Origin of the sequence: Streptomyces sp. NPDC008121 (genome assembly GCF_042957155.1) — a bacterium.
Taxonomy (GTDB): domain Bacteria; phylum Actinomycetota; class Actinomycetes; order Streptomycetales; family Streptomycetaceae; genus Streptomyces.
In genome coordinates, this window is the sequence record NZ_JBIBHT010000008.1 from 33,869 (window position 1) to 55,440 (window position 21,572).

Consider the following 21,572-nt stretch of genomic DNA (forward strand, 5'->3'; position numbering starts at 1 on the left):
TGAGAAGCCCGGCAGAAGTGCGTATGCCCGATATAAAGGCGGCCCGGCCCGCGGTGCGAAGGGACGGCGGGCGGTTATCCGCAAGCGCGGCGGGCGGTTATCCGCAGCCGCAGGAGCGGCGGACGATCAGCGCGGAGGGGAACTGCTTCACCCGCTCGCGCTTCGACCCCGCCACCCGCAGCGAGTCGTCGAGGACCAGGTCGACCGCCGCCCGGGCCATCGCCGGGCGGTCGGAGGAGATGGTCGTCAGCGGCGGATCGGTGAGCGCCGCTTCCTTCACGTCGTCGAAGCCCGCCACGGCCAGCTCGCCGGGCACGTCGATCCGCAGCTCGCGGGCGGCCCGCAGCACGCCGAAGGCCTGGTCGTCGGTGGAGCAGAAGATGGCCGGCGGCCGCTCGGGTCCTGAGAGGATCTCGAGCGCGATCCGGTAGGCGTCGTAGCGGTTGTACGGGGCCTGGAAGAGCCGGCCCTCGATCGAGCGGCCGGCTTCCAGCATCGCGCGCCGCCAGCCCTCCTCGTGGTCCGCGACCGGGTCGCCGACGGCCGGGGTGTTGGGGACGCCGCCGAGGCAGGCGACGTACGGGTGCCCGTGCTCCAGGAGATGCCGGGTGGCGAGCTGGGCGCCGCCGATGTCGTCCGTGACGACGGCGACGTCGTCGAGCGCCTCGGGCCGCTCGTGCAGCAGCACCACGCGCGCGTCCCACGCCTCGATCTCGCTGGCGGCCCGCTCGCTCATGCCCTGGCTGACCAGGATCAGACCGGAGACCCGCATGCCGAGGAAGGCCCGGAGGTAGTGGACCTCGCGCTCGTCGCGGTAGTCCGAGTTGCCGACGAGGACCATCTTCCCGCGCTCGGCCGCGGCCTGTTCGACCGCGTGCGCCATCTCCGCGAAGAACGGCTGCCGCGCGTCGGGGACGATCATGCCTATGAGGTCGGTGCGGCGGGAGGCCATCGCCTGGGCCACCCGGTCGGGGCGGTAGCCCAGCTCCTTGATGGCGGCGAGGACACGCTCGCGCGTGGCCGGGGCGACCGGCCGGGGTCCGTTGTTGATGACGTAACTCACGACCGCGGTCGAAGTACCCGCCAGTCGCGCTACGTCATCCCGCGTCACCTTGGCCACGCGCGGCAGTCTACGCGGGGGGACCTAGCCATTGGCAGGGCGGACTGTGGCGTGCGCCACGTCGGCCGGTTCCGCCGTCGGGGTGACGGAGCGGGCCGTGCCCTTGGCGCGGTCGTCCTTCGCCCGCGCCTCCTCCTTCGCCCGTGCCTCCTCGGCCGCGCGCTCCACCTTCTCCGGCGTGACGAAGCGGTATCCCACATTCCGGACGGTGCCGATCAGCGACTCGTGCTCGGGGCCGAGCTTCGCCCGCAGCCGCCGGACGTGGACGTCGACCGTCCGGGTGCCGCCGAAGTAGTCGTACCCCCACACCTCCTGGAGGAGCTGGGCGCGGGTGAAGACCCGGCCCGGGTGCTGGGCGAGGTACTTCAGGAGCTCGAACTCCTTGAAGGTGAGGTCGAGGACGCGGCCCTTGAGCTTGGCGCTGTAGGTCGCCTCGTCCACGGAGAGGTCGCCGTTGCGGATCTCCATCGGGGAGTCGTCGGCGACGATCTGCTGGCGGCCCATGGCGAGGCGCAGCCGGGCCTCGACCTCGGCCGGGCCCGCGGTGTCGAGGAGCACGTCGTCGATGCCCCAGTCGGCGGTGACGGCCGCGAGGCCGCCCTCCGTGACGACGAGGATCAGCGGACAGCCGGGGCCGGTGGAACGGAGGAGCTGGCACAGGCTGCGGACCTGCGGGAGGTCGCGCCGGCCGTCGACGAGGATGACGTCGGCACCGGGGGTGTCGACGAGCGCGGGGCCCTCCGCCGGGGCCACCCGCACGTTGTGCAGCAGCAGGCCGAGTGCGGGGAGCACCTCGGTCGACGGCTGGAGGGCGTTGGTCAGGAGCAGCAGTGAGCTCATCGCCTCCCGCCCTCCAGCTCTTCGCTGCGCTCGGGCAGGGGGTGCCCCCACTCGGTCGTCGGTCGGTCGTGCTTCGTTCGCTCGCCCATAACGTCGGTTCCTCCTCGGTCCCTGCGAGGACGTTCTGCGGCACTTACGCACTGCTGGTCACACCACTGCGGTCACGCGGCTCTCTCGCGCCCTGAGAGCTTTTGTTCACCCGGTCGTAACACCGGGCGGAAAAGACAAAAGGACCCGGGGGCTGCGTCGCCCGGATCCTCTGCCGAGCACAATAGCCCACATGAGTTCCGAGGCAGAGGGCCGATTTCACATGGTGGATGTTTCCTCGATCACGTACGGCCCTCGGCGCGCCACTCTCCTCACGGACGACGGTGTCCGTATCGAGGCGGTTTACGAACCGTGTACGGCAAGTGTCACCGAAACGGGCGGTGCCGCAACGGCTGTCGTCGTGGCGCACGGTTTCACCGGTTCGGTGGACCGGCCGGCGGTACGGCGGGCGTCCCGGGTCCTCGCCGAGCGGGCGGCGGTGGTCACCTTCTCCTTCCGCGGTCACGGCAGGTCCGGGGGCCGCTCCACCGTCGGGGACCGGGAGGTCCTGGACCTTTCGGCGGCGGTCCGCTGGGCGCGGGAGCTGGGCCACGCGCGCGTGGTGACCGTCGGCTTCTCCATGGGCGGGTCGGTGGTCCTGCGCCATGCCGCCCTCGAGCGGCCGACCGGGGACCGCGCGCCGGGCGACGGGGAGCCGGAGGAGGGCGGGAGCCCGGAGAAGGGCGGGGAGCGCGCGCGGGACGGCAGGGGGTACGCCGGGGGCGCGCGGCAGCGCCCCGGGGCGTACGCGGACGCGGTCGCCGCCGTGAGCGCTCCGGCCCGTTGGTACTACCGGGGGACGCCGTCGATGCGCCGGGTCCACTGGGTGATCACCCGGCGGGCGGGCCGTCTGGTCGGCCGCCTCGGCCTCCGCACCCGGATCCACCACCGGGACTGGGACCCGGTGCCGCTCTCCCCGGTGGAGGCCGTCCCGCTGATCGCGCCGACGCCGCTGCTGATCGTGCACGGCGACCGCGACCCGTACTTCCCCCTCGACCATCCGCGGATGCTGGCGGCCGCCGGGCCGGCCGAGCTGTGGCTTGAGCGGGGCATGGGCCACGCCGAGAACGCGGCCGGTGACGAGCTGCTGCGCCGTCTGGGGGACTGGCTCACGCGCGCATAGCCCATCATGGGGAGCGGCGCGCACACGAACGAAGGGAGCGCCGCTATGGCAGCGGGAACCATCCGCTACTGGGCCGCGGCCAAGGCCGCCGCCGGTACCGCCGAGGAGCCGTACACCGCCGAGAACCTGGCGGAGGCCCTCGACGCGGCCCGCGAGAGGCACCCGGGCGAGCTCGTCCGCGTCCTCCAGCGGTGTTCGTTCCTCATCGACGGCGACCCCGTCGGGACCCGCGCGCATGAGACCGTACGGCTGGCCGAGGGCGGCACGGTCGAGGTGCTCCCGCCGTTCGCAGGAGGGTGAACCCCACAGCATGAGCAGCGATCAGCAGCATCCGTACGACCCGTCGTACCAGCCGCCGTACGACCCGTACGCCGACCCGTACGCCGCGCGCCCGGCGGCGCCCCAGGCGCCCGGGCAGCAGCCCGGGTACGACCAGCGGGCGTACGGAGAGCAGTACGGCCAGCAGCAGGCGTACGGGCAGCAGCCCGGATACGGGCAGCAGGCCCACGCACAGCAGGGGTACCCCCCGGCGGGCGGCGAGCAGCAGCCGTACGTGCAGCCGCGGCACGCCCAGGACCCCTACGCCCCCCAGGCGCACGGTCCGCAGGACCCCGGCGTCACCCAGACGTGGGAGGGCCAGACCTGGGACACGCAGTACCAGCCGACCGTCCGGCCGCAGCCCGCCGCGCCGCAGCCGGCCGCTCACGACACCGCGTACCCGCCTCCGCAGGGCCCGTCCGGCTACGAACCGCAGCCCCCGACGCCCCCGCAGCACCACGAGCCTCAGGCACCCGACCCGTCCGCAGCTGTGTCCGCGTCCGCGTCCGTGGCCGAGCCGGGGTACTCCACGCCGACCACCGGCGGCGACACCCGGATCACCGACGCGCAGCGCGCCCGCGCCGAGGGCCGGTCGCCGATCATCGATCCCGGGATGCGGCCCGCCGCGCTCACCGCCGTCCTCGGCGGCCTGCTCGCCGCCGGAGCGGCCGTCGGCCCGTACGCCCTGCTCGTACCGCTCGTCCTGCTGCAGGCCGTCACCGCCGCCGGCTGGTTCCGGCTCAACGGCATGTGGCCGGCCCGCCAGGGCATCGCCCTCGCCTTCCTCGGCGGCGTCACCGCCGACATCGCGCTGCTCGCCGCCGGCCGGGAGCACGCCCCCGCCGCGATCCTCGGCACGCTCGGCGTCTGGGTGCTGCTGACCCTCGTCCTGCAGCTGCGCAGCCGCGCCGACGCGGACGAGCGGATGTACGGCCTGATGGCGACCGTCGCCTCCGCCGCCCTGACGATCGTGGCCGCCGGGCATCTCGGCGCCGACCCCGACGCCGTCGTCGTCGGCGGGATCGCGGTCGCCATCGCCACCCTCACCCGCGCCCTGTCGCTCCCCGGGCCCGTCTCGGTCGTCGTGGCCCTGCTCGCCGCGGTGGGCGCCGGGATCGCGGCCGGCGGGGTCACCGACCTGGGCTCCTCCGGGGCGCTCCTCGGCCTGGGCGCCGGGGTCTGCGCGCTGGTCGGCCTGCGGGCCGCGGCCTACGACTATCCCTCCCGCTTCGTCCACATGACGGCCGGTGTCGCGCTGCCGCTGGCCGCCGCCGCCCCCGCCGTCTACCTGCTGGGCCGCGCCCTGGCGTGACGCCCGTCGCAGCGCCTCCGGGAACCAACCGGCCCCCCGACACGTCGATCAACGTGTCGGGGGGCCGGAGACTTTGGGGGGATGTACGGGCCATGCGAGCACTGCGCGTACTGCTGATCACGGCCGTCGTACTGGGCGGCCTCTTCGTCGGTGTGGACCGGCTCGCCGTCTCCTACGCCGAGTCGGAGGCCGCCGACCGGGTGCGGCTCGGACCGGCCAGGGCCGGCTCGACCGAGGTCGACATCAAGGGCTTCCCGTTCCTGACGCAGCTCATGGACAAGCGCCTCGACGACGTCGACGTGAAGCTGACCGGCGTCCAGGCGACGGCCGGCGAACGCCGGATACGGATCAGCGAGCTGTCCGCCGCCCTCCACGACGTGACGGTGACCGAGGACTACGCGAGCGCCCGCGCGGGCAGCGCCACCGGCACCGCGCTGATCTCCTACGCCGACCTGACCGCCGCCTCCGACAGCGACGTGACCGTCGCCTACGGCGGCGACGGCAAGGTGAAGGTCACCGGCGGCATCGAGATCCTCGGCCGGAAGGTCACCCGCAGCGTGCTCTCCACGGTGACGGTGACCGGCGGCGACACGATCCGGGTCCGCGCGGACGAGGTGCCCGGCGAGGGCATCCCCGGCATCGAGGGCCTGATCCGGAAGCGCACCGATTTCGACCGCACGATCGGCGGTCTGCCGCAGGGCATGAAGCTGGAGAAGGTCGAGGCGCGCGAGGACGGCGTCGCGATCGCCGTGAACGGCAAGGACGTGGCCCTCTCGGGCTGACGCCCCCTCGCGACGGCCCGGGCGACGCGGAGGCCCGGGCGGACGTTTCCGGCCACCGAAGCCCGCCCCCGGACCGCCCCCGCGCCCTCTCGGCCACATGGTGAGACGGCGCCGTCCGAACCGTAGATACAGCGCCCCGACGCCCCCGCGCGGAGACGTCCCGAGCCCCGGCGCGCCCGCAGCCCGTCTCGTATCTCGGACGATCGCGTCTCAAAATACGACACACCGGTGACACGGCCGCCCGTCCGTCCCTACGATCGTGGGCATGAAGCGACAGGCGGATCTCACGAAGCGGCGGGCAGTAGACCTGTGCCGCGTCGCCGCCATGCTCTGTCGCCCCGTCTGAGCGGAGCCTCCGCGCCCCGCATTCCCCAGGCCCCGCGCCCCGCACGGTCGGGGCCCCTGTGTAGCCGTACGCACGCGATGCCGCGTACCCGCACCACCTGCGCCACACCGCCGAACACTGCCCCGGAGGAGAACAGCATGAGCCGCAGCGACGTCCTGGTAGACGCCGACTGGGTCGAGGCGAACCTCGACAACCCCCAGGTCGCGATCGTCGAGGTCGACGAGGACACCTCGGCCTACGAGAAGAACCACATCCGCAACGCGGTCCGGATCGACTGGACCCAGGACCTGCAGGACCCGGTCCGCCGCGACTTCATCGACCAGGAGGGCTTCGAGAAGCTCCTCTCGGCCAAGGGCATCGCGAACGACACCACGGTCGTCCTCTACGGCGGCAACAACAACTGGTTCGCCTCCTACGCCTACTGGTACTTCAAGCTGTACGGCCACCAGGACGTGAAGCTCCTCGACGGCGGCCGCAAGAAGTGGGAGCTCGACTCCCGCGACCTCGTCGACGGCTCCGACGTGCCCGCCCGCCCGGCCACCACGTACAAGGCCAAGGCCCAGGACGCCTCGATCCGCGCCTTCCGCGACGACGTCGTGTCCGCGATCGGCGCCCAGAACCTCGTCGACGTCCGCTCGCCCGACGAGTTCTCCGGCAAGCTGCTCGCCCCGGCGCACCTCCCGCAGGAGCAGTCGCAGCGCCCCGGCCACGTGCCGAGCGCCCGCAACATCCCGTGGTCGAAGAACGCCAACGACGACGGCACCTTCAAGTCGGACGACGAGCTCAAGGCCCTCTACGAGGCCGAGCAGGTCGACCTGGCGAAGGACACCATCGCGTACTGCCGCATCGGTGAGCGCTCCGCGCTCACCTGGTTCGTGCTGCACGAGCTGCTCGGCGTCGAGAACGTCAAGAACTACGACGGCTCGTGGACCGAGTACGGCTCCCTCGTCGGCGTGCCGATCGAGCTCGGCGCCAACAAGTAGGACCCCGGACCTCCTCCCTCTCCGGACCCCTCGACCGTAAGGACAGAACAGACATGTGTGGAGCGCAGCCCGGCGGCCCCGACGCCTCGACGATCAAGCCCGGTGAGACCACCATCCAGGGCTTCGTGACCAAGGACGGCCAGCCCGTCACCGGTTACGTCCGCCTCCTGGACTCGACCGGCGAGTTCACGGCCGAGGTCCCGACCTCCGCCACCGGCCAGTTCCGTTTCTACGCGGCCGAGGGCACCTGGACCGTCCGCGCCCTGATCCCCGGCGGCACCGCCGACCGTCAGGTCGTGGCGCAGCACGGCGGCCTCGCCGAGGTTGCCATCGCGGTCTGACCGACGCGACGCGAACCGGCCGAAGGGCCGTGCCTCCTGGGGGGTTGGACGCCATTCCCGGGACTTGAGGCACGGCCCTTCGGTCTGCCCGGCGGCGGATCCCGGTCGTACGCTGGAGGCATGTACGCACGCCGGCGGCATGTCTACTTCTGGATGATGGGCATCTGCCTGGCGCTCTTCGTGGGCGCCTGGGCCGTGGTGCGGCTGTTCTCGATGCCCGTCGCCGTCGGCATGTGCGTGGTCGCCATGGTCCTCCCGCCGGTCGCCGCGGTGGTCGCGAACCGGCGGGGACCCGAGGACCGGTGGTGGGACGATCCCTCGGGCGACCCGAAGTCGGACGAGTGGTGGGACGAACTCGACGGCAAGAAGCGCCGGGGGCGGTGAGAGGGAGCCGGCCGGACGGCCGGCCGGCGGCCGGAGATCAGTAGACGAGCGCCTGGGCGCCGTCGGTCATGGCCTCCTGGACGAAGACCTGCGCGCCGGCGATCCGTACGCCCTCCAGGACGTCCTTCTCCGTGATCTCGCGACGTGCCGCGCACTGCGTGCACAGCGTGATGCGGCCGGCCGCCAGGATCGAGTCGATCAGATCGGGCAGCGGAGCCGCGTGCGGCAGCTCGAACTCGGCCGCGCGCCCCGGGAGCGCGAACCACGACGACTCGCCCGTCAGCCAGAGCGACACCTCGACCCCGCTGGCCACGGCGACGGCCGCCACGGTGAAGGCCTGCGAGCAGCGTTCGGGGGCGTCGGCCCCTGCGGTCACCTTGATCACGAGCTTCTTCGCCATATACCGAACTGTAATGCGAACCGCTGCAACCCCATGCATGACTCACGTGTCAGTTGGGTGCGCGGGTTACGGAATCCGCGCTTCAGGTCTCGTGGGGGGACTTTTTGAACGTCGAAGGAAACACCCCGGATCCGCTGTCGCCTCCTCCGCCGGAGGAAGCGCCGGAAACCGCCCCGGAGCCGGCGCCGGCACCGCGGCGGCGGGGCGCCCGGACCATCGGGCTGATCGCCGTCGCGGCCGTCCTCGGTCTCGTGGGCGGTACCGCGGTCGGATACGGCATCCAGGCCGAGCGCGAGCCGACACCGCTGCCGGCGCTGAACCAGCTCGACCTCGCCTACCCGGCGAAGCCGCTGCCGAAGGGCCAGGAGCCGAAGCCGCTGTCCGCGGCCGAGGACCGCGGGGTCAGGATGGACGGCGATCTGCGCAAGCTGCTGCTGCCCAAGCCCGCGGGCGCGCGGGCCGCGGAGTTCCGGGCGGCGGACGGCTGGATGCGGGTGGCCTCGTACGCCGGCGGATTCAAGGACGAGGGCTACATGCTCGAGTTCCTGAACGAGAGCCGGGTCCGGCGGGTCGCCGAGCGGAGCTGGCAGACGGGCGAGCACCGCGAAACCGTCATCCACCTCGTGCAGTTCAGCCCGAGCGACACCCTGGGCGCGGCCGACCATGCCGAGGGCCAGATGGACTACATGCCCGAGGACGACCACGCCGGGAACGCGGGCGATCCGGTCAAGGGCAGCGGCAACGGCCGCTACTACCTCTACCCGGTGGAGAAGAAAGCCGGATACCTGGACTTCTACGAGGCCCGGGCGATCCTCCACCGCGGCGACGTGATGGTCGACATCCACGTCTTCGACACGGAGAAGATCAGCAAGAAGGACATCCGCACGCTGGCCGAGCGACAGCTGGAGCGCCTGTGAACGACGACCGGACTCCAGAGCAGGCTCCGGAGCAGGCGGACGGCCCCGAGGCCGCCGGCCAGGCGGCGGGCCGTGCGGGTACGCCCCGCAGGGGGCGGGCACGCACGCTGCTGCCCGTGGTGCTTCCCGTGGTGCTCGTCCTCGGGGCCGTCGGCGGCGGTGTCACGTACACCGCCGTCACCGTGGACGGGGCCGACCGTTCCGCCCCGACGATCGTGTGGGAGGCCTCCGACACGACCGGCGGCGAGGACCCCGCCCTCGGCGCGGCGCGGGGCGACGCCTCGACGCCCCTCAGCAAGCTGCTGTTGCCGGCGCCCGAGGGGTACCGCCTCGGCCCGGACGTCGAGTCGTACGGGAACGACGGCGAACTCGGCGATCAGGAGGCCGTGGCGCTGTTGAAGAGCGAGGGCCGCGGCCTCGCGGGCAAGAAGCGCCGCGACTACGAGAAGCGCGTCGACAAGCTGGGCGTGCAGGGCATCGCCGTCCGCTCCTTCGCCTCCGAGGACGACGAGCTCCTCGTGGAGGTCCAGGTCATCCGCATGAAGAACAAGAAGCGGATCCACGACATGTACGAGATCAAGCAGGAGCTCGCCGAGCTGTTGGAGTTCCCGAAGGGCCCGAAGATCCAGGGTCACCGGAACTCCTTCTGCCACTCGATGCCGGACTGGGGCGTGAAGGACGACGACAAGACGGCGGAGCTCGACGGCATGAGCTGCTCCGCGTACGACTCCGAGCTGCTGGTGACGGTCACGTCGTCGGGGTCGAAGCCGTTCGACAAGGCGGCGGTCGCCGCGCTGGTGAAGAAGCAGCTCGACCACATCAAGTCCCCGGGGGAGTACGTATGAGCGAGCGGACCGACACCGTTCCGGAGCGGTCGGACACGGCGGCGCCCGCCGGGACGGAGGCCGCTGTCACCGCCGTTCCCGAGGCGGTCACCGCCGTCCCGGAGGCGGCCGTCGCCGAGCCGGGGCCGGTCACCGCGGTGCCGGCGGGCGAGGCCGCCGCGCCGCAGGCCGAAGCCGTGCCTCCAGTCGCCCCCGCCGCGACGCGCGGCTCCGCCCGCCGGGTGCTGTGGGCCGTCGCCCGCTGGACCGCGGCCGTGGTCGTGTGCGGCGGCCTCGGCGCCGGGACCGCGATCGGCATCACATCGATGGAGCGCACCGACGTCCCCGGTCTGGAGACCGAGCACGACGGCCGGTGGGAGTACCCGAAGCTGAGCCTCCCGGCTCTGCCGCAGGGCTCCCCGCGCCCCTTCAGCGAGGGCAACGAGGGCGAGGTCCACCACGCGGACCCACGCGCGCTCCTGCTGCCCGCACCCGCCGGTGCCACCGTCGATCCCCGGTCGAACGGTGGATGGGTCAGCGTGGACCAGTACCTGGCGACGTACCAGAAGGACTACCGGACCGAGCTGAGGCAGACCCTCGCCGACTCGGCCCTCCGCCACGTCGCGGCCCGCGCCTGGACCACCCCGGACGGCACGACGACCCGCGTCCACCTGCTGCGGTTCGCCTCCGTGGCCTACGCCGAAGCTTTCAAGGACGACGTCGGCTCGGTCGACGGGCCGGCCCTCGAAGGGGTTGGCAACGTGCGGATGGACACCTCCCTCATGGGCGTGATCAGTGTCCAGTACACGGCTCGCTACGCGTTCGTGGAGGAGCCCGCGGACACCGAGCAGACCCGCTGGGCCTACGTCCAGGCCGGCGACACCGTCGCCCTGATCACCCAGACCCGCAAGGGCGAGGCGCTCACCGTCCCGTTCCAGCAGACCGTCGCCCTGCAGAACCAGCTCCTGGGATAGCGGGCCGGGGACATCGAGGGGGCTTGAGCCACCTCACAGAGAGGGCCGGGCGCCAGGCCACTAAGCTGGGGTCCGGCCCGTTCCGCCTTCATCGCTCATTCGAGGAGCACCTGTGATCATCTTCTTCGAAGCCCTGCTGATCCTGGTCTGCGTCGGCGTCCTCGCCTTCACCGGCCTGGCCGTGAAGAAGCTGTACCAGGGCCAGCGTTAATCCCCCTACAGATCGACAGAGCTGCTCATGATCGAGATCCCGTCCGACCTCAACCCGGACCTCGTCCCCCTCGCGTTCCTCCTCGGGACGTGGGAAGGCGCGGGCGTCTCCGACTTCCCCGGCGCCGAGAAGTGCAACTTCGGTCAGTCCGTGACGTTCAGCCACGACGGCCGGGACTTCCTCGAGTACGTCTCCCACTCCTGGGTCCTGGACAACGAAGGCAACAAGGTCCGCCCGCTGGAGAGCGAGAGCGGCTACTGGCGGATCGACAAGGACCGCAAGGTCGAGATCGTCATGGTCCGTGACCAGGGCATCGTCGAGATCTGGTACGGCGAGCTCGCCGACCAGAAGCCGCAGATCGACCTCGTGACCGACGCCGTCGCCCGTACCGCCGCCGCCGGCGCGTACAGCGGTGGCAAGCGGCTCTACGGCTACGTCAAGGGCGACCTGATGTGGGTGGGCGAGAAGGCCACCCCCGAGGTCCCGCTGCGGCCGTACATGTCGGCGCACCTGAAGAAGGTCGTGTCCCCGGAAGAGGTCGCGGAGATGGCCCGCGGCCTCGGCGACCTGCCGGACGACGGCATCGCCTTTTTCAAGTAGGTCCGCCGAACCCCTCGGGATGCCGCCACGCCCTCCTACACTGGGGGCGTGGTGAGCACCGACTGGAAGAGCGACCTGCGGCAGCGCGGCTACCGGCTGACGCCCCAGCGCCAGCTTGTCCTGGAGGCCGTCGACACGCTCGAACACGCGACGCCCGACGACATCCTCGGCGAGGTCCGCAAGACCGCGTCCGGCGTCAACATCTCCACCGTCTACCGCACGCTGGAGCTGCTGGAGGAGCTGGGCCTGGTCAGCCACGCCCATCTGGGCCACGGCGCCCCGACGTACCACCTCGCCGACCGGCACCACCACCTCCACCTGGTGTGCCGTGACTGTACGGACGTCATCGAGGCGGATGTCGACATCGCCGCCGAGTTCACCGGCAAGCTCCGCGAGACGTTCGGCTTCGACACGGACCTCAAGCATTTCGCGATCTTCGGCCGCTGTGCGGACTGTTCGAACAAGGACGAGGCCGCGCGGTCGTAGGCTGGTCCCCATGCAGCGTCATTCCACGCACAGCCCCCTGCTCTCCCTGCCCGGCGCCGTCCCCGCCGAAGGCCGTGACGAAGGCGTCGCCGCGCACTACGGCGACCTGTTCCGCGAGCAGCGCGCCCTCGCCGGCGGCACCGGCTTCGTCGATCTCTCGCACCGCGGTGTCGTCACCGTCACCGGGGACGACCGGCTGAGCTGGCTGCACCTGCTGCTCACCCAGCACGTCTCCGAGCTGCCGGTCGGCCAGGCCACCGAGGCGCTGATCCTCTCCGCCAACGGCCACATCGAGCACGCCCTCTACCTCGTCGACGACGGCGAGACCACCTGGGCGCACGTCGAGCCCGGCACGCAGGACGACCTCATCGCCTATCTGGAGTCGATGAAGTTCTTCTACCGGGTCGAGGTCGCCGACCGCACGGCGGACGTCGCCCTCGTCCACCTGCCCGCCGGCTCCATCGCCGAGGTGCCCGACGGCGTGGTCGTACGGGAGACCCCGCACGGCCGCGACCTGTTCCTGCCCCGCGCGGAGCTGGAGGCCTTCGGCGCCGCGCACGGCCCCGCCGCCGGGATCTTCGCGTACGAGGCGCTGCGGGTCGAGACGCACCGGCCCCGGCTCGGCTTCGAGACCGACCACCGGACCATCCCGCACGAGCTGGGCTGGATCGGCAGCGCCGTGCACCTCCAGAAGGGCTGCTACCGCGGCCAGGAGACGGTGGCGCGCGTCCACAACCTGGGGAAGCCGCCGCGGCGGCTCGTCTTCCTGCACCTCGACGGCAGCGAGGTCCACCTGCCCGGTCACGGCACCCCGATCCGGCTCGCCGCGGACGGCGCCGAGGGCCGCCAGCTCGGCTTCATCACCACCTCGGCGCGCCACCACGAGCTGGGGCCGATCGCCCTGGCGATGCTGAAGCGGAACGTGCCGGTGGACGCGGAGCTGCTCGCCGGCGACACGGCGGCCGCCCAGGAGACGGTCGTCGAGCCGTAAAGGCCGTCGCGTCGAGCCATAAGGGCCGTCGTGTCGAGCCGGCAAGGGCCGCGAACGGCCCGCGGGGCCCCGAGCGCCCTCGGGGCCCGGCGCTCAGACCTCGATCAGGAGGGTGAACGGGCCGTGGTTCGTGAGCGAGACGCGCATCTCCGCTCCGAACCGGCCCGTCTCCACCGTCGCCCCCAGCTCGCGCAGCCGCGCCACCACCTCGTCGACGAGCGGTTCGGCGACCGGCCCGGGCGCGGCGGCGTTCCACGTGGGCCGGCGACCCTTCCGCGCGTCCCCGTAGAGGGTGAACTGAGAAATCACCAACAAGGGCGCATTCACGTCCGAACAGGATTTCTCGTCCTCCAGGATCCGGACGGACCACAGCTTCCTGGCCAACTGGGCGGCCTTCTCCGGTGTGTCGTCGTGGGTCACTCCCACCAGCACACACAGCCCTTCGCCGGCGATCCCGCCGACCGTCTCTCCTGCGACGACGACGCTCGCGCCGTCCACTCTCTGCACCACTGCACGCATACGGACCAACCTACAGACCGACGCATCTGGGGCTGAACGGGTGCAGAGCGCCTGCACACACACGTGCGGGGGTGGCACGATGCGTGTCAGGCGGTGCGGCTCCGCACCGGTCGAGGGGACGATTCACATGAGTGCACATGGCGCCGGGCAGACGCCGTCCGGTCCCGTACCGCTGACCCGAGTCGGCGCGGCCGTACGTCCACCGACACAGCGCACGGCGGCTCCGTCGCTGCCACCACCGCCACAGCCGGACATCGCCGCCCTCCGGCTGCCCGAGCTGCGCGCCCTGCGCCGGGACGCGCAGGGCGACGAGGCCGACCTCAGCTACGTCCGGCGGATGCTGCAGGGCCGGATCGACATCCTCCGGGCCGAGCTGGCCCGGCGTACCGATCCGGAGGCGCCGGTCCTGGACCGGCTCTCGGAGATCCTCGCGGACGCGCCCTCGCGGCTGCGGACCTCGGCGCGGCACGTGACGCTGTCGACGCCGCGGAGCGAGGAGTACCGGCGGCTCGCCAACGAGATGCTGTCCGAGGTCGAGTTGTCGGACCTCTGCGCGCGTACGGACGACGAACTGCACACGGCGATGGGCCGGCTCGCGGGCTACGAACAGCAGGTCTCGCAGCGCCGGCAGCAGCTCCAGCGCACCGCCGACGACTGCAGCGCGGAGATCGCCCGGCGGTACCGGGAGGGCGAGGCCCAGGTCGACGACCTGCTGATCTGAGGGGCCGGACCCGGGCCTTCCGGCCGGGCGGAAACTCGCGTGCGGCGCCCAGAGGCCCCGCATAGCCTCGGGGCATGGTCCTCGAAGTGCGCCCCGTCGCCGAGTCCGAGTACGCCGAATGGCTGCGGGCGGCCCGCGCCGGCTTCCTGCTGCCCCCCGTCGTCTCCGACGCCGAGGTCGCCGACCGGCTCCCGCACATCGACCTGGCCCGTACCCTCGGCGTCTTCGACCGGGGCCGGGCCGTCGCCACCTTCCGGTCCTTCACCCAGGAGCTGTCGACGGTCGGCGGCGGCACGCTCGTCGCCGACGCCGTCTCCAACGTCACCGTCTCCGCGACCCACCGCCGCCGGGGCCTGCTCCGGCGCATGATGGCGGCCGACCTCGCCGCCGCGACGGAGCGCGGCGACGCCGTCGCCACCCTGATCGCCGCCGAGTACCCGATCTACGGACGGTACGGCTTCGGCCCGGCCACCTGGACCACCCAGTGGACCGTCGACGTCCGCCGCGCCGGCCTCGACCCACGCCGCTCCGGCCGTCCCGAGGACGGCGGACGGATCGACTTCGCGGACGGCGAGGAGATCCGGAAGACCGGCCCCGGACTGCACCGCCGTCTGGCCGCCGCCCGCGCCGGGATCGTCGGCCGCGACGCCCGCGGCTGGGACCTCGGCACCGGCCTCGGGCACCACACCACGCCCTGGACCGAGCCGTTCTACGCCGTCTACCGCGACGAGGACGGAACTCCGCAGGGCTACGCCGCCTACACCTGCGACGACAAGTGGGAGGACGGCAAGCAGCCCCTCAACACCGCCGCCGTCCGCGACCTGATCGCCGTCACCCCGGCCGCCGAGCGCGCGCTGTGGACGTTCCTGTGCTCCCTGGACTGGGTCACCACCGTCACCTCCGGCCATCGCGCCCCCGACGACCTCCTGCCGCTGCTGCTCCCGGACCCGCGGGCCGCCCGCGTCACCACCCACGCCGACATGCTGTGGGTCCGGGTCCTGGACGTCGCCAAGGTCCTGGAGGGCCGTACGTACGGCACCTCGGGCGGACTCGTCCTCGACGTGCGCGACGCCGACGGGCCGGCCGGTGGCCGCTACCGCCTCGACGCCTCCCCGGACGGCGCGGCCTGCACCCGTACCACCGAGTCCGCCGATCTCGTCCTCGACGTCGCGGAGTTGGGCACCCTCTCGCTCGGAGACGAGTCGGTCGTACGGCTCGCGGCCCTGGGCCGCGTGGAGGAGGTCACCCCGGGCGCCGCCGCCCTCGCCGACCTGCTGCTGCGGAGCCCGCGCCGCCCCTGGTGCCCGGACGTGTTCTGACGTGTTCTGGCGTGTTCTGACGCCGACGTGTCCCGGCGCTGGGGCCGTCCGGGCGGGGACGCGACGGGGCCGTCACCTCGTACGCAGCCGGAACAGGCTCTCCGACGCCGCCACCGCCAGGGCGAACAGCCCGGCGCACCAGGCGAGGGCGATCCAGGGGGTGTTGCCCACCGGCTGGTCGAGGAGCAGCCCGCGCAGGGACTCGATGACCGGGGTCACCGGCTGGTGTGCGGCGAAGCCGTGCAGCCAGGTGGGCATGGTGTCGATCGGCACGAACGCACTGCTCGGGTACGGCAGGAACATCATCAGGAAGGTGAACCCGCCGGCCGCCTCCGGTGTTCTGGCGAGCAGCCCGGCCGCCGCCGACAGCCACGACACGGCGGTGATGAAGGCGACGAGCAGGCCGAGGGCCGCGAGCCACCCGGAGGCGCTCGCCGAGGGGCGGAAGCCGATCAGGAAGGCGACGCCGAAGACGAGGACGGTGGCGAGGAGGTTGCGGGCCACGCTGGCGCCGACATGTCCGGCGAGGATGGGGGTACCGCCGATGTCGAGCGAGCGGAACCGGTCGATGATCCCGCCCTTCATGTCCTCGCTGACGCTGACGGCGGTGCTCGCGGAGCCGAATCCGGCGCAGAGGAGGAGGACGCCGGGGACGACGTAGGTCACGTACCGCGTCCCGGTGTCGATGGCTCCGCCGAAGAAGTAGACGAAGATCAGCATCAGCATCACCGGCAGCAGCATGGAGGTGATGACGGCGTCCAGGTTGCGGCGGCTGAGGCGGATGCCGCGGCCGGTCAGGACGCTCGCGGTGGTCAGCGCGTCAGACATGGGCGGGCTCCTGAGGGTCGCGGTCGGTGGGTGCGGGGGTGGTGGGCTCGCCGGCGGGGGCGTGGGTTGCGGCGTCGGTTCCGGTGAGGGTCAGGAAGACGTCGTCGAGGGTCGCGGTGTGCAGGGTGAAGCGGAGGATGTCCCGGCGCTCCGGGTCGAGTTCGTCGAGCAGGGCCCGGACGTGGGCGGCGCTGCCGTCGGTGGGGATCCCGAGGGTGCGCGTCTCCGGGGAGCGGTGGACCGCGCGGCCGGTCAGTCGGAGGTAGGCGGCCTCGTCGGCGAGGACGAGGTCGAGCCGGTGGCCCGCGACGCGTGACTTGAGCGCGTCGGCGGTGCCCTCCGCGACGATCCGCCCGGAGTTCATGACGGCGATCCGGTCGGCGAGGCGGTCGGCCTCCTCCAGGTACTGGGTGGTGAGGAAGACGGTCGTGCCGCCGGCCGTCAGGTCGCGGACGACCTCCCAGAGGTCCTGGCGGCTGCGGGGGTCGAGGCCGGTGGTGGGCTCGTCTAGGAACATCACCTCGGGCGCGCGGACCAGTCCGGCGGCGAGGTCGAGGCGCCGGCGCATGCCGCCGGAGTACGTCCTGGTCAGGCGGCCGCCCGCGTCGGTGAGGCCGAAGCGGTCCAGGAGCTCGGCGGCGCGCCGGGCGGCGTCCCGGCGGGACAGTCCGCTGAGCCGGGCGGCCATGCGGAGGTTCTCGGCGCCGGTCTGCATGGCGTCGACGGCGGCGAACTGCCCGGTGAGGCTGATGGCCCGGCGGACGGCGGAGCGCTCCCGGACCACGTCGAGCCCGGCCACGCGCGCGTGGCCGGCGTCGGGCGGGGTGAGCGTGGCGAGGATGCGGACGGTGGTGGTCTTCCCCGCGCCGTTGGGGCCGAGGAGGGCGAAGACGGAGCCCCGGTCGACGCGGAGGTCGAGGGAGTCGAGGACGGTGACGGCTCCATAGGCCTTGCGGAGGCCGACGGCCTCGATCGCGGGGGCGGGGCCGGCTGCCGTGGCATGGGCGTGGTGGGCGGGTGGCGCGGTGGGCTGCATGGCGGCTCCTGCTCGGTGAGCGGGGACTCGTACCGCGTCCGGACGCGGGTCGTCGAGGCCCGGGCCGGCACGCACTACGTACTGCGTATGGTCTACGCGTTACTGTGTAAGGGTTACGCATTACTAGGATGGTCGTCAAGCGCGCAGGGCGAACGCGATCCATGGAGGCGGCGACCGATGGCGGACGACAACGGCGGGGGCGGCACGTTCCTGCCCGCGAGCATCGAGGCCGCCTGGGGCCTGCGGGAGCGGCCCGCCAAGGGCCCCAAGCCCGGGCTGACCCTGGACCGGATCGTCACCGCGGCCGTGGGCATCGCCGAGGCGGAGGGGCTGGACGCCGTTTCCATGGGGCGGATCGCGAAGGAGCTGGGCGTCTCCCCGATGTCGCTCTACCGCTACGTCGGCGCGAAGAGCGAGCTGTACGTCCTGATGCAGGACGCGGCGACGGGCGCCCCGCCGGAGATGTTCGCGCCGGGCGCGCCGTGGCGGGAGGCGATGGAGGCGTGGGCGTGGGCGATGCGCGAGATCTACCGCCGCCACCTCTGGATGGTCCGCGTCCCCCTCACGGGCCCGCCCGCGACGCCCCGCACCGTCGCCTGGTGGGAGCGGGCCATGGTCGCCCTCGGCGGCACCGGCCTCGACGAGGGCGCCAAGATCTCGGTGATCCTGCTGGTGAGCGGCTTCGTGAAGAGCGACGCCCTGATGCTGGCCGACCTCGCCGCCGCGATCGACGCGAGCGGTGAGGAGGCGCCCGTCGTGATGGTCCGCTACGCCGCGACCCTGCGCCGCCTCGCCGACCCGGCCCGCTTCCCGGCGGTGGCGCGGATGCTGGACTCGGGAGTGCTCGACGAACCGGACGAGCCGGACTACGAATTCCGCTTCGGCCTGGCCCGGCTCCTCGACGGGGTCGCGGTCCTGATCGACGGCGGGGCGGGGGGCGGGTGACCCGACCGGGCCGAGTCGGTGCGTGCGGTGCGACACACTTGCAAGCGAGTGCTTGCAATAGTTAGCAGGAGCTGGCAGGGTCGCAGCATGGCATCACTCAACGTCGGCAATCTTGGCGAGTACCTCCGCGAGCAGCGGCGCACCGCGCAGCTGTCCCTGCGGCAGCTCGCCGATGCCGCCGGGGTGTCGAACCCGTACCTCAGCCAGATCGAGCGCGGGCTGCGCAAACCCAGCGCCGAGGTGCTGCAGCAGGTCGCGAAGGCGCTGCGGATCTCCGCCGAGACGCTGTACGTGCGCGCCGGGATCCTCGACGAGAAGGAGCGGGACGAGCTGGAGACGCGCGCCGTCATACTGGCCGATCCCTCGATCAACGAGCGGCAGAAGCAGGTGCTGCTCCAGATCTACGACTCCTTCCGCAAGGAGAACGCCGCCGAGAACGCCGCCGAGAGCGCCGCGGAAGGCGCGGCCGCCTCCGGTGCGGACACGGGTGCCGACGCCGACACGGGTGCCGACGTGGATGCCGAACGATCCTCGAACGACCCTCGAACCAGTACGTGACGTCCGGGAGGACCACAACCATGGCCATCATCGAAGAACTGCGTACCCCCCTCTACTTCGCCGCCGGTACCGCCGATCTCGCCGTCCAGCAGGCCAGGAAGGTCCCCGGGCTGATCGAGCAGATCGCCGCCGAGGCCCCCGCGCGGTTCGACGCCGTACGCAAGACGGACACCAAGGCCGTACAGGAGAAGGTCTCGGAGCGGGCCAAGGAGGCGCAGTCCACGGTGCAGTCGAAGCTCGCCGAGGTCGTCGGCACCTTCGACACCGACCTGAAGAAGCTGGGCGAGACCGCCCAGGACTTCGCCCTCCGCTCCGTCGGCGTCGCCGCCGAGTACGCCGTCAAGGCGCGGGAGAAGTACGAGGAGGTCGCCGCCCACGGCGAGGAGACCGTGCGCGCCTGGCGCGGTGAGGCCGCCGAGGAGATCACCGAGATCGCCATCGCCGTCGAGCCGGACTCGAAAACGGACGCGGAGAAGGCGCGGGAGCAGAAGGCCGCGCAGGCGGAGACGACCGAGGCCACGGCCGGCGCCGACGAGTCCAAGGCCGCCCGCAAGCCCGCCGTCCGCAAGCCCGCCGCCAAGAAGACCGCGGACGCGACGGAGCTCTGACCCCGACCGTTCATCGAAGCCCGGGCACCAATCGGGGTGCCCGGGGCGTTGGACCGGGTACGTTGGCCGCGAGGCGCTCCATCCACTCACGAGGCGGTGCTACGCATGTTGCGCGCGGGATTCGACTCCATCATCTGGCTGGTGATCGGCCTGGTCTTCATCGGCTTCGCCATCACCGCGCTCGTCTTCGCGGCGATGGCGCGCGAGGACGCCTACCGCGCGGCCGACAAGCAGACCAAGAAGTTCTGGCTGATCCTCCTGGGCATCAACCTCGCCCTGAACCTGCTGCTGCCGATGCTCTTCCTGCAGATCGCCGGCCTGATCGCGGCCATCGTCTTCATGGTCGACGTCCGGCCCGCCATCCGGCAGATCTCGGGCGGCGGCGGCCGTCGCGGCGGCTCCAGCAGCGACGGGCCCTACGGCCCGTACAACGGCGGCCGCTAGCGGCGGCCTACAACGGCAGCCCGTACAACGGCGGCCCGTACAACGGCGGTCGGTCGCCAGCTGCCGGACGTACCGCACGCGCCGTACGAGCAGCGCGAGCGGGATCCGTACGGTGAGGGCCCGGGCTTCAGCCCCGGGCCCTTTCCAGTGCCAGGACCGCCACGTCGTCCGTCAGCTCGCCGCCGTTCAGCGACCTGACCTCCGTCACCGCCGCCTCCAGCAGCTCCTCGCCCCGCAGGCCCTCCGCCAGCTGCCGGTTGATCATCGCGACCATCCCGTCCTGGCCGAGCCGCGGCGAGTCCGGGCCCGCCGAGCGGCCCTCGATCAGCCCGTCCGTGTACATCAGCAGACTCCACGTCCCGCCCAGCTCCACCTGGCGGCGCGGCCAGCGGGCGCGGGGCAGCAGGCCGAGGGCCGGGCCGCTGTCCTCGTACGGCAGGAGCCGCGCCGCGGCCCCCGCCCGGGCGATCAGCGGCGAGGGGTGCCCGGCCAGGCAGAGGCCGGCCCGGCGCCCGTCCGGCGCGATGTCGACCGTGCAGAGCGTCGCGAAGATCTCCTCGCTCTCCCGCTCGTGCTCCAGGACCTGCTGCAGCGTCGACAGGAGCTCGTCCCCGCACAGACCGGCGAAGGTCAGCGCCCGCCACGCGATGCGCAGCTCCACGCCGAGCGCCGCCTCGTCCGGGCCGTGCCCGCAGACGTCGCCGATCATGGCGTGGACCGTGCCGTCCGGGGTGCGGACGGTGTCGTAGAAGTCGCCGCCGAGCAGCGCGCGCGAGCGGCCGGGGCGGTACCGGGCCGCGAACCGCAGGTCCGAGCCCTCCAGCAGGGGGGTGGGCAGCAGCCCGCGCTCCAGGCGGGCGTTCTCCTGGGCCCGCAGCCGCGACTCGGCCAGCTTCACCTGGACCGCGTCGGCCCGCTTGCGCTCGACCGCGTACCGGATCGCCCGGCTCAGCAGCCGCCCGTCCAGCTCCTCGCGGAAGAGGTGGTCCTGCGCCCCGACGCGTACCGCCTCCGCCGCCAGCTCCGCGTCGGCCGAGGCGGCCAGCGCCAGGACGGCGTGCCGCGGCGCGAGCCGCAGGACGTGCCGCAGCGGCGCCAGCGGGTCGTCGGCGGCCGCCCGGGGCCCGGGGAGGGCCAGGTCGACCAGGACGCAGTGCACGTCGTCGGTGAGCAGCCGCTCGGCCTCGGTGAGGTTGCGGGCGGTACGGATCCGGACGCGGGTCCCGTCGGCGTCGAGCATTTCGGGTACGGCGAGGGCCCCCGCCGGGTCGTCCTCGACGACCAGCAGGGTCAGATCGGTGCCGGTCGTCGCCGTGGCGACGGTGGCGGGCGTGCCGCCGGGGGCACCGGCGGTACCGGCGGCAGCGGTGACAGCGCCTGGCGCCGCAGCAGAGACGGTTCTCTGACGCGGTACGGGTACGGGCATCGGCTTTGTTTCCTTCCCTCCCCCCGAGGGCGCGGCGCGACGACGAACGACGTCCCGCCAGACGGGGACCATAGCGCCACCCCGCCGGACAACGGAATGGTGATCACGGCACGAGCACGGAAGCGAGGT

27 protein-coding genes are annotated in these 21,572 nt (G+C 72.5%); 20 read left to right on the forward strand and 7 right to left on the reverse strand.

The annotated features are described in order from the left end of the window. Positions 1 to 97: 97 nt before the first annotated feature. Positions 98 to 1,120, reverse strand: coding sequence for a substrate-binding domain-containing protein (locus ACFZBD_RS25150; RefSeq protein WP_391143447.1), 1,023 nt, complete (start codon positions 1,118 to 1,120; stop codon positions 98 to 100). Positions 1,121 to 1,144: 24 nt separating this feature from the next. Continuing rightward, positions 1,145 to 1,960: a winged helix-turn-helix domain-containing protein gene (locus ACFZBD_RS25155; RefSeq protein ID WP_391143449.1), complete on the reverse strand. Its 816-nt coding sequence runs from the start codon at positions 1,958 to 1,960 to the stop codon at positions 1,145 to 1,147. A gap of 280 nt (positions 1,961 to 2,240) precedes the next feature. On the opposite strand from ACFZBD_RS25155, the gene ACFZBD_RS25160 reads away from it, so the two are divergent. The 8 genes from ACFZBD_RS25160 to ACFZBD_RS25195 all read left to right on the forward strand — a co-directional run bounded on the left by ACFZBD_RS25160 (position 2,241) and on the right by ACFZBD_RS25195 (position 7,636). Further along, complete coding sequence (locus ACFZBD_RS25160; protein WP_391143452.1) at positions 2,241 to 3,170, forward strand: alpha/beta fold hydrolase; 930 nt, start codon at positions 2,241 to 2,243, stop codon at positions 3,168 to 3,170. 45 nt (positions 3,171 to 3,215) lie between these two features. Then, entirely contained in the window at positions 3,216 to 3,470 is a 255-nt protein-coding gene (locus ACFZBD_RS25165) for a MoaD/ThiS family protein (RefSeq protein WP_391143455.1), read from the forward strand. Positions 3,471 to 3,480: 10 nt separating this feature from the next. After that, on the forward strand, positions 3,481 to 4,800 hold the full coding sequence (locus ACFZBD_RS25170) for a hypothetical protein (RefSeq protein WP_391143457.1): 1,320 nt from the start codon (positions 3,481 to 3,483) through the stop codon (positions 4,798 to 4,800). 92 nt (positions 4,801 to 4,892) lie between these two features. Continuing rightward, positions 4,893 to 5,582 (forward strand): LmeA family phospholipid-binding protein, encoded by a 690-nt coding sequence (locus ACFZBD_RS25175; protein ID WP_391143461.1) that lies wholly within the window; start codon positions 4,893 to 4,895, stop codon positions 5,580 to 5,582. Positions 5,583 to 5,847: 265 nt separating this feature from the next. Further along, positions 5,848 to 5,928 carry an Ms5788A family Cys-rich leader peptide gene (locus ACFZBD_RS25180; protein WP_351229977.1) on the forward strand — a complete coding sequence of 27 codons (81 nt, stop codon included), beginning with the start codon at positions 5,848 to 5,850 and terminating at the stop codon, positions 5,926 to 5,928. 137 nt (positions 5,929 to 6,065) lie between these two features. Then, the gene (locus ACFZBD_RS25185; RefSeq protein WP_391143463.1) at positions 6,066 to 6,911 is read left to right on the forward strand and encodes a rhodanese-like domain-containing protein; all 846 of its coding nucleotides are present in this window, start codon (positions 6,066 to 6,068) and stop codon (positions 6,909 to 6,911) included. 53 nt (positions 6,912 to 6,964) lie between these two features. Continuing rightward, positions 6,965 to 7,252: a DUF1416 domain-containing protein gene (locus ACFZBD_RS25190; RefSeq protein WP_391143465.1), complete on the forward strand. Its 288-nt coding sequence runs from the start codon at positions 6,965 to 6,967 to the stop codon at positions 7,250 to 7,252. A gap of 120 nt (positions 7,253 to 7,372) precedes the next feature. Then, positions 7,373 to 7,636 (forward strand): DUF3099 domain-containing protein, encoded by a 264-nt coding sequence (locus ACFZBD_RS25195; RefSeq protein ID WP_391143467.1) that lies wholly within the window; start codon positions 7,373 to 7,375, stop codon positions 7,634 to 7,636. Positions 7,637 to 7,673: 37 nt separating this feature from the next. Here ACFZBD_RS25195 and ACFZBD_RS25200 read toward each other — a convergent pair whose 3' ends face one another. After that, positions 7,674 to 8,036 carry a DsrE family protein gene (locus tag ACFZBD_RS25200; RefSeq protein ID WP_391143469.1) on the reverse strand — a complete coding sequence of 121 codons (363 nt, stop codon included), beginning with the start codon at positions 8,034 to 8,036 and terminating at the stop codon, positions 7,674 to 7,676. 104 nt (positions 8,037 to 8,140) lie between these two features. On the opposite strand from ACFZBD_RS25200, the gene ACFZBD_RS25205 reads away from it, so the two are divergent. From ACFZBD_RS25205 to ACFZBD_RS25230, 6 genes are all read left to right on the forward strand, one after another. Continuing rightward, positions 8,141 to 8,953, forward strand: a complete 813-nt coding sequence (locus ACFZBD_RS25205) for a hypothetical protein (protein ID WP_391143472.1) — start codon at positions 8,141 to 8,143, stop codon at positions 8,951 to 8,953. Beyond that, complete coding sequence (locus ACFZBD_RS25210; RefSeq protein WP_391143473.1) at positions 8,950 to 9,798, forward strand: hypothetical protein; 849 nt, start codon at positions 8,950 to 8,952, stop codon at positions 9,796 to 9,798. Before ACFZBD_RS25205 ends, ACFZBD_RS25210 begins: the two co-directional genes overlap by 4 nt. Further along, positions 9,795 to 10,751, forward strand: a complete 957-nt coding sequence (locus ACFZBD_RS25215) for a hypothetical protein (RefSeq protein WP_391143476.1) — start codon at positions 9,795 to 9,797, stop codon at positions 10,749 to 10,751. The genes ACFZBD_RS25210 and ACFZBD_RS25215 overlap by 4 nt, the downstream gene beginning before the upstream one ends. A gap of 238 nt (positions 10,752 to 10,989) precedes the next feature. Beyond that, entirely contained in the window at positions 10,990 to 11,562 is a 573-nt protein-coding gene (locus tag ACFZBD_RS25220) for a heme-binding beta-barrel domain-containing protein (RefSeq protein WP_391143479.1), read from the forward strand. 48 nt (positions 11,563 to 11,610) lie between these two features. After that, the gene (locus ACFZBD_RS25225; protein ID WP_391143483.1) at positions 11,611 to 12,048 is read left to right on the forward strand and encodes a transcriptional repressor; all 438 of its coding nucleotides are present in this window, start codon (positions 11,611 to 11,613) and stop codon (positions 12,046 to 12,048) included. A gap of 10 nt (positions 12,049 to 12,058) precedes the next feature. Further along, positions 12,059 to 13,039, forward strand: a complete 981-nt coding sequence (locus tag ACFZBD_RS25230; protein WP_391143486.1) for a YgfZ/GcvT domain-containing protein — start codon at positions 12,059 to 12,061, stop codon at positions 13,037 to 13,039. A gap of 93 nt (positions 13,040 to 13,132) precedes the next feature. Here ACFZBD_RS25230 and dtd read toward each other — a convergent pair whose 3' ends face one another. Next, positions 13,133 to 13,558, reverse strand: coding sequence for a D-aminoacyl-tRNA deacylase (gene dtd, locus ACFZBD_RS25235; protein WP_391143488.1), 426 nt, complete (start codon positions 13,556 to 13,558; stop codon positions 13,133 to 13,135). A gap of 127 nt (positions 13,559 to 13,685) precedes the next feature. Here dtd and ACFZBD_RS25240 point away from each other — a divergent pair, with 127 nt between their 5' ends. Together ACFZBD_RS25240 and ACFZBD_RS25245 are read left to right on the forward strand one after the other, a co-directional pair. Beyond that, complete coding sequence (locus tag ACFZBD_RS25240; RefSeq protein WP_391143491.1) at positions 13,686 to 14,279, forward strand: ABC transporter substrate-binding protein; 594 nt, start codon at positions 13,686 to 13,688, stop codon at positions 14,277 to 14,279. Positions 14,280 to 14,353: 74 nt separating this feature from the next. Further along, on the forward strand, positions 14,354 to 15,598 hold the full coding sequence (locus ACFZBD_RS25245; protein ID WP_391143494.1) for a GNAT family N-acetyltransferase: 1,245 nt from the start codon (positions 14,354 to 14,356) through the stop codon (positions 15,596 to 15,598). A gap of 72 nt (positions 15,599 to 15,670) precedes the next feature. Here the strand turns inward: ACFZBD_RS25245 and ACFZBD_RS25250 are convergent, their stop codons facing one another. Together ACFZBD_RS25250 and ACFZBD_RS25255 are read right to left on the reverse strand one after the other, a co-directional pair. Next, on the reverse strand, positions 15,671 to 16,426 hold the full coding sequence (locus ACFZBD_RS25250) for an ABC transporter permease (RefSeq protein WP_391143497.1): 756 nt from the start codon (positions 16,424 to 16,426) through the stop codon (positions 15,671 to 15,673). Next, positions 16,419 to 17,462 (reverse strand): ATP-binding cassette domain-containing protein, encoded by a 1,044-nt coding sequence (locus tag ACFZBD_RS25255; protein WP_391143500.1) that lies wholly within the window; start codon positions 17,460 to 17,462, stop codon positions 16,419 to 16,421. The genes ACFZBD_RS25250 and ACFZBD_RS25255 overlap by 8 nt, the downstream gene beginning before the upstream one ends. A gap of 177 nt (positions 17,463 to 17,639) precedes the next feature. Between ACFZBD_RS25255 and ACFZBD_RS25260 the strand changes: the two genes are divergently transcribed. The 4 genes from ACFZBD_RS25260 to ACFZBD_RS25275 all read left to right on the forward strand — a co-directional run bounded on the left by ACFZBD_RS25260 (position 17,640) and on the right by ACFZBD_RS25275 (position 20,017). Further along, positions 17,640 to 18,407, forward strand: a complete 768-nt coding sequence (locus tag ACFZBD_RS25260; RefSeq protein ID WP_391143503.1) for a TetR/AcrR family transcriptional regulator C-terminal domain-containing protein — start codon at positions 17,640 to 17,642, stop codon at positions 18,405 to 18,407. 87 nt (positions 18,408 to 18,494) lie between these two features. After that, a complete protein-coding gene (locus tag ACFZBD_RS25265) occupies positions 18,495 to 18,965 on the forward strand; it encodes a helix-turn-helix domain-containing protein (protein WP_391143506.1) in 471 nt (156 codons plus the stop codon). A 20-nt stretch (positions 18,966 to 18,985) separates the two neighbouring features. Then, positions 18,986 to 19,573 (forward strand): hypothetical protein, encoded by a 588-nt coding sequence (locus ACFZBD_RS25270; protein ID WP_391143509.1) that lies wholly within the window; start codon positions 18,986 to 18,988, stop codon positions 19,571 to 19,573. Positions 19,574 to 19,678: 105 nt separating this feature from the next. Further along, on the forward strand, positions 19,679 to 20,017 hold the full coding sequence (locus tag ACFZBD_RS25275; RefSeq protein WP_391143512.1) for a DUF2516 family protein: 339 nt from the start codon (positions 19,679 to 19,681) through the stop codon (positions 20,015 to 20,017). 127 nt (positions 20,018 to 20,144) lie between these two features. Here ACFZBD_RS25275 and ACFZBD_RS25280 read toward each other — a convergent pair whose 3' ends face one another. After that, positions 20,145 to 21,443, reverse strand: coding sequence for a SpoIIE family protein phosphatase (locus tag ACFZBD_RS25280; RefSeq protein WP_391143513.1), 1,299 nt, complete (start codon positions 21,441 to 21,443; stop codon positions 20,145 to 20,147). Between the last annotated feature and the right edge of the window lie 129 nt (positions 21,444 to 21,572).